Origin of the sequence: Actinoplanes sp. NPDC023714 (genome assembly GCF_040639855.1) — a bacterium.
Lineage (GTDB): Bacteria > Actinomycetota > Actinomycetes > Mycobacteriales > Micromonosporaceae > Actinoplanes.
The window spans coordinates 160705-173716 of sequence record NZ_JBFAAR010000011.1; the positions used below are offsets into that span (position 1 = coordinate 160705).

Here is a 13012-nt window from a genome sequence, read left to right on the forward strand (position 1 = left end):
GGTGTTTCAGTCTTGGGCCGGTTTCAGCCCTGGGCCGGTTTCAGCCCTTGGGCCGGTCCCGGCCCGCGACGGTGCGTTTGCGGCGGCGTTCCGAGCCGGCGGCCAGGAGCTCGGCGGCTTCCTCGCGGTAGCTCAGCGGCTTCTTCTCCGCGTCCTGCTTCTCCCGGTTCGCACTCGTGGGCTTCGGCTTCGGTTTGCGGGCCGGGTTGGAGTTCTGCGGTTGAGCCTCGTTCTGGACGGTGGCCGGGGCGGAGTTGGGCTTCGGTTTCGGCGGGGTCTGGGAGGCGGCCGGGGCGGCGTTCGGCTTCTTTTCCGGGGTTGCCGTTTCCTGGGTCGCCTTTGCCGGGGCTGCCTTTTCCTGGGTCGCCTTGTCCGGGGCTGCCTTTTCCTGGGTCCCCATCTCCTGGGTTGCCTTTTCCTGGGCTGCTTCCTTGGCCGGCTTCTGGGGCTCGGGTTTCGGAGTCGCGGCTTCGGCGGGCTGGGTTTCGGCGGGCTGGGTTTCGGCGGGCTGGGTTTCGGCGGGCTGGGTTTCGGCGGGCTGGTGGCCGGTGGGCTCGGGTTCGGCGGGCTTGGTGGTGGCCCGGGCCGCCACGGACTCGGCGGCCTTCTCGGCGGCCTTCTCTGCCGCCTTGATCCACGCGGCGGGGGCGCGGCGGGCCGTGCCGGGCTTACCGGGCGTACTCGCTGCCGGCTTCCCCGTGAGCCTGCTCTGTGCTCGGGCCAGGGGGTTGTTCTTGCGAGCGGGCTTGGGCTTGTCGAGTTCGGCCAGCCCGTTCGCCTCGACGGCGTGCATGGAGGCGCGCGGTTCGGTGCCTTCGGATGTGGGCGCGGGCTCGGGGCTTCCGGCCTTCTCCGACAGGTCGGCTGTGGGGCTGTCGGCCGGCGGCGCCTCGGCGGCATGAATCGAAGCGCGCCCGGCAGCCTCTCCTCCGGAGCTGGAGCGCGCCTTGCGGTCGAGTGCCGGCGGCATGTCAGCGGAGGCTGCGCCGGCAACACTCGCCGCACTCACCGGGCGGGCCGGAATCGGCACGATCGGCTTCTTCGGCGCGGTGGGCTCCTCGGTGGTGGCGCCTGCTTCTTCGGAGACTTCCTCGGTGGAGGGCTTCTCGGGTACCGGCGGCCAGACAGGCGGCTTCGCCATCTTCGGCCTGGTCTCGGTCGTCGGCTTCGCGGCCTCGGTCGTCGGCTTCGGGGTCTCGGTCGTCGGCTTCGTGGCCGCGACCGCTGGCTTCGCGGCCTCGGTCATCGGCTTCGCGGCCTCGGTCGTCGGCTTCGCGGCCTCGGTCGTCGGCTTCGGGGCTTCGGTAGCCGCCGGCGCTGCCTGAGCCTCGACCGTCGATGGGCGGGCTGCGGGGATCGGTGGCTGGGTGGGGCGGGCAGGTGCCAGGCGGGTGAGGCCCACGGCCGTCCAGTCGGTGGCTGCCGGGCCGGTGTGCAGGGCGATCCGCGCTACGGGCTGCTCGGCGACGTCTGCCTGGGTAGGGGCTTCCTGGGCGGCGGCTTCCTGGGTAGCGCTTGCGGACCCCGCCTTGGACTGGCCTTGGTCGTTCTTGCGGCTCTTCTTGGAACTCTGCTTCGTCCCGCCTCCCTGCCTCGGCGCCTCCGCGAGGGTGGCCGGGCGGGCGGGGGCGGCCGCTTCCGGCTGGGCGGTGGGGCGGGCGGGGGCGTTCGCTTCCGGCTGGGTGGTGGGGGCTTCCGGCTTCGGGGTGGCGGACTCTGTGGCGCCTGCCTTGCGGGGCGCGGTGATCGGTGGGGGCGGGGCTTCCCCTCGTACGTTGGGAAGGGTCTGCTCCTCGGCCGCAGTGGTGGGCCCTGCTTGACCGGGGAGATTGGCGGCTCTGGTGTTCTCTGCCGCTTTGCGGGCTGCTGCTTCACGCAGGCGCGCGGCTGCCCGGGCCTCGGTCTGGCGGGCTCGTTCGGGGGCGGTGGCGGCTACCCAGGCGCCTACGGCGGTGGCGTGAAACTCCGGGATGTCGCTCGGGGTGGGGGCGCGGCGGCCGGTGCGGCGGGCCGGGATCGCGTTCGACTGGAGGCCGGACATGGCCGGGGTCTCGCCCAGGAGGTTGAGGGGCCGGCCGGGGGCGGGCGTCGAGAAGGTGGAGGGCATGGAGCCGGGGGCGGGCGCCGGGAAGGTGGCGGGCGAGGAGCCGGCCGCGGCCATGAAGTCGGAAGGGCGCGCGGGCGACGACGAATCCCGCGGCAGAGCGAGCGGGCCGCCGAGCGGCGCGGCCAGCGGAGCCGTGAGCGGGGCGGCCACCGAACCGGCGAGCGGCGCGGCCGCCGAGCCACCGAGCGGCGCGGCCAGTGGGGCACCGAGCGGCGCGGTCAGGGGGGCACCGAGCGGCGCGGTCAGGGGGGCACCGAGCGGCCCGGTCAGTGAGGCACCGCGCGGCGCCGTGGCCGGTTTCGGCGGCCAGGAGAATTCGGGGAGGGCCGGTGGGCGGACCGGGCGGGCGTCGGCGAGGGTGCGGGGACGGTGGGCGCCGCCCTGGCGGGGGCCCGCGCCGCCGCCCAGGCCGGGGAGGGGTGCGCCGATCGCCTGCATGAGCGAGGGGACCTGGCTCGGCTCGACGACGTAGACGACCTCGCGCCGGCGGCCCGGCCAGACCAGGACGACGACGCCGGCCATCAGCAGCAGGGTGCCCAGCGTGATCAGGCCCCAGGTGCTGGAGTTGAGCCAGCTCGGGCGGACCTCGGCGACGGTGGCGAGCCGGTTCACCGGGCCGCCGCCGGCGCTCATCAGGACCAGGCTGTACGGCCCGCCCTTCAGCTCGCCCGGCACGAGGCTGAGCTGCCCCACCCCGGTACGCGTCCAGAACCCCTGCTGGCCCGGGATCCCGGCCGGCACCCGAGGCCCGAGCACCCGCGCCGACGTGACCGGCAGCGCGCCGGTGCCCAGGTCGACCGTCCGCACCCGGGTGAGCGACACCCCGGCGAGGTAGCGGTTCACGTCGGCGGCGGGGGCGAGGCCGACGAAGGCCGGGCCGTCGTCGCCGGCCGCGGCGAGCCGGAGCTGGGTGTCGCCGATCCGGGCGAACGGCGCGTCGTCCTGCAGCAGCCGGTCGATGTCGGGAACCACGACGGCGTATCCGGGCACGGCGAGTCTCTGCAGCTCGGCACTGAACGCGCCGCCCGGGTCGCGATGCTGCATGACCGTCCAGAGGACGCCACCCGCCAGCAGCGCGGGCAGTCCGATGGTTAGTAATAGCATGCCGAGGATCGTGCGGAACACCCGCATCTGTTCTCCCCCTTCCCGGGCCGTACTGCGAGACCATACAGATGCAAATAACCCCAAAGTGGTCAAATCGGAACGGGAGCACCCAACAGATACGGCGTTATTTCACGGATACCGTCGTGGAGACGGTGGATTGGTCGATGTCGCTGGTCCGGGCCGTGAACCGGAACGTCCAGTCGCCGGCCTGCGGCAGCGCGATGTCGCCGATCGCGTGGAAGTCGGTGATCCGCAGCAGCGGGATCTCGATCGGCTCGATCCCCTTCGCCTCCAGCGCCGCGGTCGCCTTCCACTCCACGACCGGCAGCGGCTTGTCGTCCGGGGTGTAGGCGTACAGGTGGATCGAGTTGTTGCCGACCGCGGCCGGGAAGACGTCGACCTGGAGCGCCATCTCGGCCGAGGTCAGCCTCTGCGAGACGGTCGTGCTGACGGCGCCGGTCTCGGCCGCCTCGGCGGTCCGCGGCGGGGAGATCTGCACGAGCGCCGCGGTCACCGCGAGGACCACCGCCGTGATCGCCAGCTCGGCGAGGACGACCCGGCGCAGCGGGCCGGGCGTCTCCTCGGCGCTGCGGTCCTTGACCAGCTTGCGGGAGTACGCCGCCACGCCGATCACGATCGCGGCGAGGGCCACCTTCGCGAGGATGAGCCGGCCGTACGTGCTGTTGATCAACCCGTCCAGGGTCGACACCTCGATGAGCGCCTGCACCACGCCCGCGAAGATCAGCGCGCCGACCGCGGTGGCCGCCCAGCGCGACCAGATCGGCAGGATCGCGCCGAGCTCGCGCACATTCGCCCGGGGCAGCAGGAACGCGAAGAGCATCACGAGACCGCCGAGCCAGACCGCCATGGCGGCCAGGTGGATCGCGTCGATCACCACGGAGACACCGGGTACCGGCGAGGCGGTCGGGTGGCCGGTCAGCGGCCAGGTCGCCAGCGCCGCGACGCCGAGCACGCCGAGCAGGGCGAGGTCGAGCTTCGACTCACCGTCCTTGGGCCCGCTCAGCAGTGGCCGGAGCAGGAAGGCCGCGGCGATCACGACGCCGAGCCGGACCAGCATGACCGCGCCGAACGTGCTGCCCAGCACGTCGCGCAGGTCACCGACCCGGACGTCGAAGAGCGAGGTGCCGAGCGTGTACGGCGCCTGCAGGTAGAGCCCGGCCAGAGTGCTTACGGCGACCAGCCCGATGCCGGTCCAGACGAGCCGCCCCGGACCACGCCGGCTCAGCCGCTGCGGCCACAGCAGGGCGAGCACCAGCACCGGTCCGACCAGGAGCACGAGTCCGGCGTACCCCAGGTATTTCGCCACCGGGATGAGCGCCCGGACCACCGGGTCGACCTTGGCCTGCTCCTCGCTGGCCGACGGCGGCGTGGACGCGGTGCCGACCGAGTAGGTGATGGTGCCGGCGACCGGGTGGCTGTCCGCCGAGATCACGCGGTAGCTCACCAGGTAGGTCCCCTGGCCCCCGCCGGAGCGCAGCGGGATCGTCACCTGCGAGCCGCTGGCGGTCGGGTCGCCCTGGCCCGCCTCGGAGCCGTCCGGCGCGATCACCCGGATCTTGCCGGGGACCACCTGCACCGACTCGCTGAACGTGAGCGTCACCCGGTTCGGCGCGTCCGGGACGATCGTGCCGTTGCCGGGGTCGCTGCCGGAGAGGACCGCGTGCGCGCTCGCCGGCGCGGCGGCCAGCAACGTCCCGAAGAGTCCGAGCAGCAGTCCGGCCAGCACGGCCAGCACTCGGCGTCGGTCAGTCAAGGGGGGACTCCGTTCCTACCGGGGACAGCCATTGCATGGTTCCAGATGCGGAGGGCGACTGCCGATTCGCGTACCATCCCCCTCGTGACCGCTGGTGAGCACGAGACCGACGAGACCACCGCGCTGGCCCTGGCCGCCCGCGACGGTGACCGGGCTGCTCAGGCCGCGTTCGTCCGGGCCACCCAGGCCGAGGTGTGGCGTTTCACGGCCGCGCTGATCGACCCGGGGACCGCCGACGATCTCACTCAGGAAACCTACCTGCGGGCGTTCCGCGCGCTCGACACGTTCCAGGGGCGATCCAGCGTGCGCACCTGGCTGCTCGGCATCGCCCGCCGGACCTGCGCCGACCACCTGCGCTCGGTGGTGCGCCGCCGCCGGCTCGACGCCCGGCTCGCCGCGCAGGCCGTCACCGAACTGCCCGCCCCCGACCCGGCACACCGCCTGACCAGTGCCGATCTGCTGAGCCGGCTCAGCGACGAGCGGCGTACGGCGTTCGTGCTCACCCAGGTGCTGGGCCTCTCCTACGCCGAGGCGGCCGACGTCGAGGACGTCCCGGTCGGCACGATCCGCTCCCGCGTGGCGCGCGCCCGCGACGAGCTGATCACAGCGGTCTCCCAGGCACAAGCCAGCTGATTCAGGGTCTTCCGGCCCTGCGTGTGATGCCCGTCCCCGAGTAGACATGATCGGGAACCGGGTCCTCACGAACAGCGTCTAACGGGGCGTGCGCATGGAAAGAACCTGGCCGTGGATCTCCACGGCGGCTCGGCTCGGCCTGGCCGCGGTCTGGCTGGTCGCCGGCGGGCTCAAGGTCGGTGACCTGGCCGCATCGGCGCGCGCCGTGAACGCCTACCAGCTGATGTCCTACGACACCGCGAAGATCGTCGGCGCGGCGCAGCCGTTCCTCGAGATCGTGCTCGGCCTGCTGCTCCTGGCCGGGCTCGCGACGCGGCTCACCGCCGCGATCTCCGCGGTGCTGCTGGTGGTCTTCATCGCCGGCATCGTCTCGGCCTGGGCGCGCGGCCTGCAGATCGACTGCGGGTGCTTCAGCACCGGCGGGGAGCTGGCGGCCGGCCGGGACACCGCGTACGGGCTGGACATCCTGCGGGATCTCGCCTTCCTCGCGCTGGCCGGGATCCTGCTGTGGAAGCCGCGGTCCCGGTTCTCCGCTGACGACGTACTCATGGGGGTTGTTCGATGAGCAAGGGGAAGCGTGACCGGACCGTCAAGGCCCGGGAGATCATCGCGCAGCAGCAGGCCGCCGAGCGGCGGCGCAAGGTGACGCTCTGGACCTCGGTCGCTGTCGTCCTCGTGCTCTTCGTGGCGGGCCTGGCCGGCTACACCGTGATGTCCCGGCAGGACGACGGCAAGCTGGTCACCCCGGCCGCCGCGGTCGACGAGGGTACGGCGTTCGCGCTCGGCAGCGGCCCGGTGACCGTCGACGTCTACGAGGACTTCATGTGCCCGGCCTGCGGGAACTTCGAGCAGTCCAGCGGCGGGAAGCTGCAGGACCTGGCCGAGGCCGGCACGATCACGCTACGGATCCACCCGGTGTCGATCCTCGACCGGTTCTCCAACGGCACCGCGTATTCGACCCGCTCGGCCGGCGCCGCCGCCGCGGCGGCCGAGGCCGGCAAGTTCCTCGAGCTGCACAACGTGCTCTACGACAACCAGCCGGCCGAGAACAGCGACGGCCTGAGCAATGACAAGATCGTCGAGCTGGCCGCGTCGGTGGGCCTGACCAGCGACACTTTCGTGAACGCCGTCAAGGAGGGAACCTACGAGACGTGGGCGACCGACGTGACCGAGAAGTTCTCCGACCGGGGCTACACCAGCACCCCGACGATCGTGGTGAACGGCACGACGCTGACCGGCCCGGGCGACACCGTCCCCACCACCGAGCTGCTGACCCAGACCATCGAGAAGGCGGCCGGGTGAGGCGTCTCCTCGCGACCCTCCTCGCGGCGGCCGGCCTGATCCTCGGGCCGGCCGCGCCCGCGTCCGCGCACGCCGGGGACACCAGCGAGGTCACCTCGTACCGGACCGCTGTCACCGCGGTCAGCGGCGCGCCCGGCGGCGTCCGGGCCCGGATGGTCGAGGGCGGGGCGCGGGTCGAGCTGACCAACGAGAGCGGCCGGTCGATCGAGGTGCTCGGCTACTCGGGTGAGCCGTACCTCGAGATCCGCCCGGACGGCACCTACGAGAACGTGAACTCGCCGGCCACCTACTTCAACGCGACCGCCGACGGCGGCACCGCGCTCCCGGCGAACGCCGATCCGACCGCCGCGCCGGCCTGGCGCCGGGTCTCCACCGACACCACGGTCCGCTGGCACGATCAGCGCACCCAGTGGACCGAGGCCGGCCTCCCCCCGCAGGCCGCCGCCGATCCGGACGCCGAGCACCGGCTGCGCGAGTGGACCATCCCGCTGCGCGATCAGGCCCGGGTCTTCGAGATCCAGGGCACCCTCGACTACGAGCCGGCGCCGCTGACCTGGGCCTGGTGGCTCGGCGCGGCCCTGGCGGGCCTCGCCGTCGCGCTTCTGGCTCATCGGTGGCCGAGGTCCGCGGGGCCGCTTGCGCTGATCGGTGGTCTCGCCGTTCTGGGGTACGCCTACCTGCGCACCGCGGATGGCGGAGGCCTGCCGGGCGTCCTCGTGCTGGCCGGGCTGCTCGCGGTCGCGGCGGCATACCGGCATCCGCCGTTCTATCTGGCGCTCTCCGGGTTCGTGCTGGCCGCGTTCGCCGGGTTCGGCAGCGCCGACGTGTTCTTCGCCCCGGTCGTGCCGTCCGCCGGGCCGGGCTGGCTCGCTCGGGCCGCCGTGGCGATCGCGATCGGCGTCGGAAGCGGGCTGGCCCTCACCGGCGTGCTGCGGATCCGGGCCGCCACCCCGGCGCCTCCGCGAGTACATGACCCGGTGCGCTGAACACCATCGAATGCGCTTTCTGCTCGCTCACCGGCAACCGTTTCCGGCACCGGAAAGGCCATTCGCCGACGGATCCCATACCCTCTCTGACCTGCGGAAACATTGGCACACTCCGAACTGGAGCGGAACGGTAACGTTCGGTCATCCGGTTGAATGGGGAGGACCGATGGACCATTACGGTGACGAACTCACGCTGCGCCTCTCGGCCGTGACCGACATCCGGCCCCTCGACGACGAGCGGACGCTCACCACCTTCATGCGCGACCTGGTGACCCGCATCGGCATGACCGTCATCGCCGGCCCGCTCGTGGCGACCGAGGGCGGCCCGCCGGAGAAGTCCGGCAAGTCCGCCGTGGTGATCCTCGCCGAGTCGCACGCCGCCGTGCACACCTATCCGCACCTGCGCGAGGTCCTCGTCAACGTGTTCTCCTGCAAACCGTTCCGGGAGGCCGACGTGCTCGCCGAGTTCCACCGCCTGGTCGGCGACTTCGAGATCGCCGAACGCACCCTCTCCCGCCGCGGCGAGGAATGGCCCCGCGACCTCACCGCCGCGCGGCAGCTCTGGAGCGGGCAGCGAGCCGCCGCCTGACCGGCACTATCGTCGGTCCCATGACTGAGAACGTCCGCCTGGCCGCCGGCGACGCCGCGCCCGACTTCACCCTGCCCACCGACAACGGGGACAGCCTTACGCTCTCCGATCTCCGGGGGCGCAAGGTCGTTCTGTACGCGTACCCCGCCGCGATGACGCCCGGCTGCACGAAGCAGGCCTGCGACTTCCGCGACAACCTGGCCTCGCTCCAGGCCGCCGGGTACGAAGTGGTCGGCATCTCCCCCGACAAGCCGGCCAAGCTGGCGAAGTTCCGCGAGCACGACGCCATCACGTTCCCGCTCGTCAGCGACGAGGACAAGAGCGTGCTGACGGCGTACGGCGCGTTCGGCGAGAAGCAGCTCTACGGCAAGACCGTGACCGGCGTGATCCGCTCCACCTTCGTGATCGACGAGAACGGCCTCATCGAGCGCGCCCTCTACAACGTGAAGGCGACCGGCCACGTGGCGAAGCTGCGCCGCGACCTCGGCCTGGACTGAAGACCGCTTCCCGCCCGCTTCCCGCCGGCCTCCCATCAGCCGGAATGATCCGGCTAAACCTGCAACTCCGGGCCCGACCCGCCGATGGGGAGGGCGATCGCCAACCGTCCTCTCCGGCGGCCGGCGCCCGGAGCTCACGGCGGCCGTCATGCGGTAACCAACCCGCAAGGCGGCCGCCGTGCATGCAAGGCCCCGCATTCCCCCGGGTGGGGCAGCGGTCACCGGCGCGACACGGTTCGATCTGACCAATTAGACTCTGCACAACGCTTTGCCCTACCGGGCAAAACGAGCGGAAGTGGCGAAATTGGCATACGCGCAGGATTTAGGTTCCTGTGCCCGTGAGGGCGTGGGGGTTCAAGTCCCCTCTTCCGCACCGTGAAGACGACGAGTGCCCGGGCGACAGGCCCGGGCACTCGTTCGCGTGGAGCGTCGGTTCAGCAGGACGGGGCCTTCTCGGCCGCCGCCAGGTCGACGGCCGGGCCGGCAACGGCCGGGTCGGCCACAGCCGGGTCGGTGGCCGGGTCGGTTGCCGGACCGGTCGTCGTGGACTCCAGGAGCGGGGCCGCGGACGACGGGGACGGCTTCTTCGCGGCGGGCGACGCCGACGCGGAAGCAGAAGCCGAGGGCTTGACCTTCGACGGCGACGGGGATGCCGCCTTCTTCGAAGCCGACGAGGACGACGATGAGGACGACGACCGGACGCCTGTCTTCTGGACCGTCCCGGGGCTCATCTTGATGCCGGAGAGCGTGCTCGTCTTCCCGTACACATCAGTGATTTTGATCTTGTAGGGGCCTGGACCGGCGCCGCTGTCGATGATCCAGTAGTTGAAATCCGTGCGGTTGGCCTTCGTGAAGCCGCCGCCCGAGCCCGCCACCTGCACCGACGACAGCAGGTTGGCGTGGTTGTCGATGCGCGCCGCGAACCAGTACTGCGAGGCGCCCTCCTTGATCCGGACGCTGATCGGGCCCGGGACGGAGGGGTTCGTGACCAGCTTGTACTTGATCGGGATGATGCCGTCGATCTCGGCGCCGATCTTCTTGAAGGCGGTGCGGCTCAGGTCGAGGTGACCGGCCGCGCACTCCGGGCAGGAGTCGAAGACCTTCACGCGGACCTTGCCCTTGGGGCCGGTCACGTCGAGGTAGGCCCCGCAGGACGCGCCCTCGGAATACTGCGACGGGCCGAGCGCCACGTAGAGATCGTCGGCCGGCACCTCGAACGAGCAGTTGCCGGACGTGCCGGCCAGGTCGTAGAAGGTGGCCTTGCCGGACTTCGCCGTCGTGCTCGGCGGCGCGGCGCAGGCGGATCCACCGGTCTGCACGACCAGGGCGACACCGATGATTCCGGCGACCACGGCGGCGCCGCCGGCGGCGAGCCATCGGATGGGGAACGGGCTTCGATGGGCACTCACCCGGGCGATCCTGGTGGGAGCGCGCCCGTCGGGGCAAATCTTCTAAGACTCCCCTAAGACGGATTCACTCTTCTACGACATTCACCGGGTCACCTGTCCGAATTCGACCAGTCTCGCCGGCGGCCAGCTCGGGGATCAGGTTGATCGCGAACATCAGCCCGCCGCCGATCCGCCGATGCCGGCCGAGAACGTGCAGCGGCTGCCGCCCGGCCTCCCCGGTCTCCTGATCGATCGTGGTGACCCGGCAGCGGGCGCAGGCCTTCGCCGCCCGGAACGTGACCTCGCCGATCCGCAGCCGCCGGCCCAGCCAGCCGTCCTCGGCCCAGGCGCCCGCGCCACTGACCACGACATTGGGCCGGAACCGGTGCATCGGCACCGGCTCGTCGCCACTCTCGGTGAGCCAGTCGTTGACCGCGGCGAGTGACGCCGTGTTGGCCAGCAACACCGGGTAGCCGTCGGCGAGACTCACCCGGTCGCCCGGCAGCGCCCCGTCCGCGACGGTCCGGCTCGTCGGGTCGGCCGGCAGCGCCCCGTCCGCGACGGTCCGGCTCGTCGGGTCGGCCGGCAGCGCCCCGTCCGCGACGGTCCGGCTCGTCGGGTCGGCCTGCCAGACCAGCCGGGCGTCCCGGCCCAGGAACTCGCTGACCCACGCGCTCTCCGCAGCCCGGACCGGCACCGGCGGCTTGTTCTTGAACACCCGGACGGCGACCTTGTCCCCGTCCTGCGGCTCGTCGACGTCGAGCGGGGGCATCCCCTCCGCGCTCAGGATGAGACCGCCTCGGCGCGGCCGCGCGGTGAGCTGGGTGAGGCGGGGCGTCTCACGCTGAGTGATGCCGACGCCTTCGGCATCGACGATCATCCACCGCCGGTCATGGGTCAGGCCCTGCGGTTCGACGCCGGCCTCGTCGTGGTCCAGCCGGTGACAACCCTTGACCGGGTACGTGTGGAGTCCTGCGATCAGCATGCTCTGCACGATGTCACACCTGCTCCTACGCTGACCCTCATGATTGCGCGCATGTGGCGAGGCTGGGTTCGCACCGAGCGGGTCGGCGAGTACACGACGTACATCGAACAGACCGGACTGACCGGATACCGCAGGACGCCGGGCAATCTGGGCGCCCAGATGTGGAGCCGCGACCTGGGCGACGGCCGCTCCGAGGTGACGACGCTGAGCTGGTGGGAGTCCCTCGACGCGATCCGGGGCTTCGCCGGCGACGACATCGAGAGGGCCGTCTTCTACCCGGAGGACGACGCTTTCCTGGTGGACCGCGAGACGACGGTGACGCACCACGAGGTGGTGGCTCGCTGAGCCCGTTTTGCCGCCTCCCCTTTTGTCGCCCTCCTCTTCTGTCGCGCTCCCCCTTCTGTCGCGATCTTGTTGATTAGGGCAGGCCCGGGCATGGCCCAATCAACAAGATCGGGGATGGCGCCCGCCCTCTCGCGCGATCTTGTGAAACTGCGCGGGACCGGTGTGGCTTCACTTCACAAGATCGGGAGGAGAGGGCGCTTCGGGGGCACGGCGACTCTTGCCGGACTGGCGCGGGGTTGGGCGGCGGTTCGGTCTGTGCTGCGACTTTTGGCTCACTTCTTAGCGAGCGACTCCGCAACGGCATGACTGCGGGGCGTCGCTGCAACGGCCACTACGAATCTCATTGCGATCGCCGAGAGCCGTCGGCCGAGTTGATGATCGCCGCGGGCGGTGAGCGCCGGGGTCCGCGCTGTCGTTCTTTTGGGATGGAGGTCTGGTGCTCTGAAAGTTTTTATGCATAAGCTGCTGATGTGAATGACGGAGTAGTCAAGCTCTTTCAGGGCGCTCGCCTCACGCCGACTCAGCGGCGGATCGCGCACAGCCTTGTGGGGCAGGGGGCTCGGGCCGCCTATCTGTCCGCGGCCGAGGTGGCCGAGCTGGCGGGCGTGAGCCAGCCGTCGGTGACGCGGTTCGCCATGGCGCTCGGCTACTCCGGATATCCGGCTCTGCGGCGTGAGCTGCGGGCGGTGACGGCGGACGAGCCTGCCGAGCCGGCCGGGCAGAACGCGATGCAGCGGGCCGTGGCGGCCGAGACCGATCATCTGCGGCGGCTCGGTGAGCAGTTGGAGCGGCTGGAGGACGTGCGGGCCGCGGCGGAGCTGCTGATCGCCAGCCGGCCGCTGCCGGTGCTGGGGCTGCGGGCCGCGGCGCCGCTCGCGGCGTACTTCGGGTATTTCGCGGCGAAGGCCTTCCCGGACGTGCGGGTGCTCGACGGCGGCGGCACCGGGCTGCTCGACCGGCTCGATCAGGCCCGCGCGGCCGGCGCCGGTGCGATGCTGGCGATCGTGCTGCCGCGCTATCCGCGCGAGACCGTGGAGGCGGTCCGCGAGGCCAAGGCCGCCGGGCTCGCGGTCGTGGCCATCACCGACTCGGCGGTCAGCCCGGTCGCCGAGTCGGCCGACGTCGTGCTGCCCGCGGCGGTCGGTACCCAGCTCGTGTTCGACCTGCACACCGGCCCGATGGCGATGGCCATGGTCCTGCTGCAGGCGATGTGCGACGCGGCGCCGGAACCGGTGCAGCGCCGTCTGGAGGAGTTCGAAACGGCAGCCGCGCAGCGGCACATCTTTCTGGCGTGACAGGAGT

General features: G+C 71.6%; 12 protein-coding genes and 1 tRNA gene. 9 read left to right on the forward strand and 4 right to left on the reverse strand.

Annotated features, from left to right (window positions below):
• Positions 1–40 precede the first annotated feature (40 nt).
• Together AB0G10_RS36020 and AB0G10_RS36025 are read right to left on the reverse strand one after the other, a co-directional pair.
• Positions 41–3238 carry a hypothetical protein gene (locus AB0G10_RS36020; protein ID WP_360932358.1) on the reverse strand — a complete coding sequence of 1066 codons (3198 nt, stop codon included), beginning with the start codon at positions 3236–3238 and terminating at the stop codon, positions 41–43.
• A gap of 97 nt (positions 3239–3335) precedes the next feature.
• Positions 3336–4985: a copper resistance protein CopC gene (locus AB0G10_RS36025; protein WP_360932361.1), complete on the reverse strand. Its 1650-nt coding sequence runs from the start codon at positions 4983–4985 to the stop codon at positions 3336–3338.
• An 84-nt stretch (positions 4986–5069) separates the two neighbouring features.
• Between AB0G10_RS36025 and AB0G10_RS36030 the strand changes: the two genes are divergently transcribed.
• From AB0G10_RS36030 to AB0G10_RS36060, 7 genes are all read left to right on the forward strand, one after another.
• On the forward strand, positions 5070–5618 hold the full coding sequence (locus AB0G10_RS36030; protein ID WP_360932364.1) for a sigma-70 family RNA polymerase sigma factor: 549 nt from the start codon (positions 5070–5072) through the stop codon (positions 5616–5618).
• Between the two features lie 94 nt (positions 5619–5712).
• Positions 5713–6183: a MauE/DoxX family redox-associated membrane protein gene (locus AB0G10_RS36035; protein WP_360932367.1), complete on the forward strand. Its 471-nt coding sequence runs from the start codon at positions 5713–5715 to the stop codon at positions 6181–6183.
• Positions 6180–6920, forward strand: a complete 741-nt coding sequence (locus tag AB0G10_RS36040) for a thioredoxin domain-containing protein (protein WP_360932370.1) — start codon at positions 6180–6182, stop codon at positions 6918–6920. The genes AB0G10_RS36035 and AB0G10_RS36040 overlap by 4 nt, the downstream gene beginning before the upstream one ends.
• On the forward strand, positions 6917–7906 hold the full coding sequence (locus tag AB0G10_RS36045; RefSeq protein ID WP_360932373.1) for a hypothetical protein: 990 nt from the start codon (positions 6917–6919) through the stop codon (positions 7904–7906). Before AB0G10_RS36040 ends, AB0G10_RS36045 begins: the two co-directional genes overlap by 4 nt.
• 166 nt (positions 7907–8072) lie before the next feature.
• Positions 8073–8495, forward strand: coding sequence for an S-adenosylmethionine decarboxylase (locus AB0G10_RS36050; RefSeq protein WP_360932375.1), 423 nt, complete (start codon positions 8073–8075; stop codon positions 8493–8495).
• A 20-nt stretch (positions 8496–8515) separates the two neighbouring features.
• Complete coding sequence (bcp, locus tag AB0G10_RS36055; RefSeq protein WP_360932378.1) at positions 8516–8992, forward strand: thioredoxin-dependent thiol peroxidase; 477 nt, start codon at positions 8516–8518, stop codon at positions 8990–8992.
• Between the two features lie 289 nt (positions 8993–9281).
• Positions 9282–9365: transfer RNA gene (locus AB0G10_RS36060), tRNA-Leu, on the forward strand.
• 61 nt (positions 9366–9426) lie between these two features.
• Here AB0G10_RS36060 and AB0G10_RS36065 read toward each other — a convergent pair.
• Positions 9427–10401 (reverse strand): expansin EXLX1 family cellulose-binding protein, encoded by a 975-nt coding sequence (locus AB0G10_RS36065; RefSeq protein ID WP_360932381.1) that lies wholly within the window; start codon positions 10399–10401, stop codon positions 9427–9429.
• A 64-nt stretch (positions 10402–10465) separates the two neighbouring features.
• A complete protein-coding gene (locus tag AB0G10_RS36070) occupies positions 10466–11365 on the reverse strand; it encodes an MOSC N-terminal beta barrel domain-containing protein (RefSeq protein ID WP_360932384.1) in 900 nt (299 codons plus the stop codon).
• 39 nt (positions 11366–11404) lie between these two features.
• On the opposite strand from AB0G10_RS36070, the gene AB0G10_RS36075 reads away from it, so the two are divergent.
• Together AB0G10_RS36075 and AB0G10_RS36080 are read left to right on the forward strand one after the other, a co-directional pair.
• On the forward strand, positions 11405–11710 hold the full coding sequence (locus AB0G10_RS36075; protein WP_360932388.1) for a hypothetical protein: 306 nt from the start codon (positions 11405–11407) through the stop codon (positions 11708–11710).
• 470 nt (positions 11711–12180) lie between these two features.
• The gene (locus tag AB0G10_RS36080) at positions 12181–13005 is read left to right on the forward strand and encodes a MurR/RpiR family transcriptional regulator (RefSeq protein WP_360932391.1); all 825 of its coding nucleotides are present in this window, start codon (positions 12181–12183) and stop codon (positions 13003–13005) included.
• Positions 13006–13012: the final 7 nt, after the last annotated feature.

Coding starts and splice junctions, on each gene's coding strand:
- AB0G10_RS36020 (WP_360932358.1), bottom strand. CDS start 3,238: ATGCGGGTGTTCCGCACGATCCTCGGCATGCTATTACTAACCATCGGA.
- AB0G10_RS36040 (WP_360932370.1), top strand. CDS start 6,180: ATGAGCAAGGGGAAGCGTGACCGGACCGTCAAGGCCCGGGAGATCATC.
- AB0G10_RS36050 (WP_360932375.1), top strand. CDS start 8,073: ATGGACCATTACGGTGACGAACTCACGCTGCGCCTCTCGGCCGTGACC.
- AB0G10_RS36075 (WP_360932388.1), top strand. CDS start 11,405: ATGATTGCGCGCATGTGGCGAGGCTGGGTTCGCACCGAGCGGGTCGGC.
- AB0G10_RS36035 (WP_360932367.1), top strand. CDS start 5,713: ATGGAAAGAACCTGGCCGTGGATCTCCACGGCGGCTCGGCTCGGCCTG.
- AB0G10_RS36070 (WP_360932384.1), bottom strand. CDS start 11,365: ATGCTGATCGCAGGACTCCACACGTACCCGGTCAAGGGTTGTCACCGG.
- bcp (WP_360932378.1), top strand. CDS start 8,516: ATGACTGAGAACGTCCGCCTGGCCGCCGGCGACGCCGCGCCCGACTTC.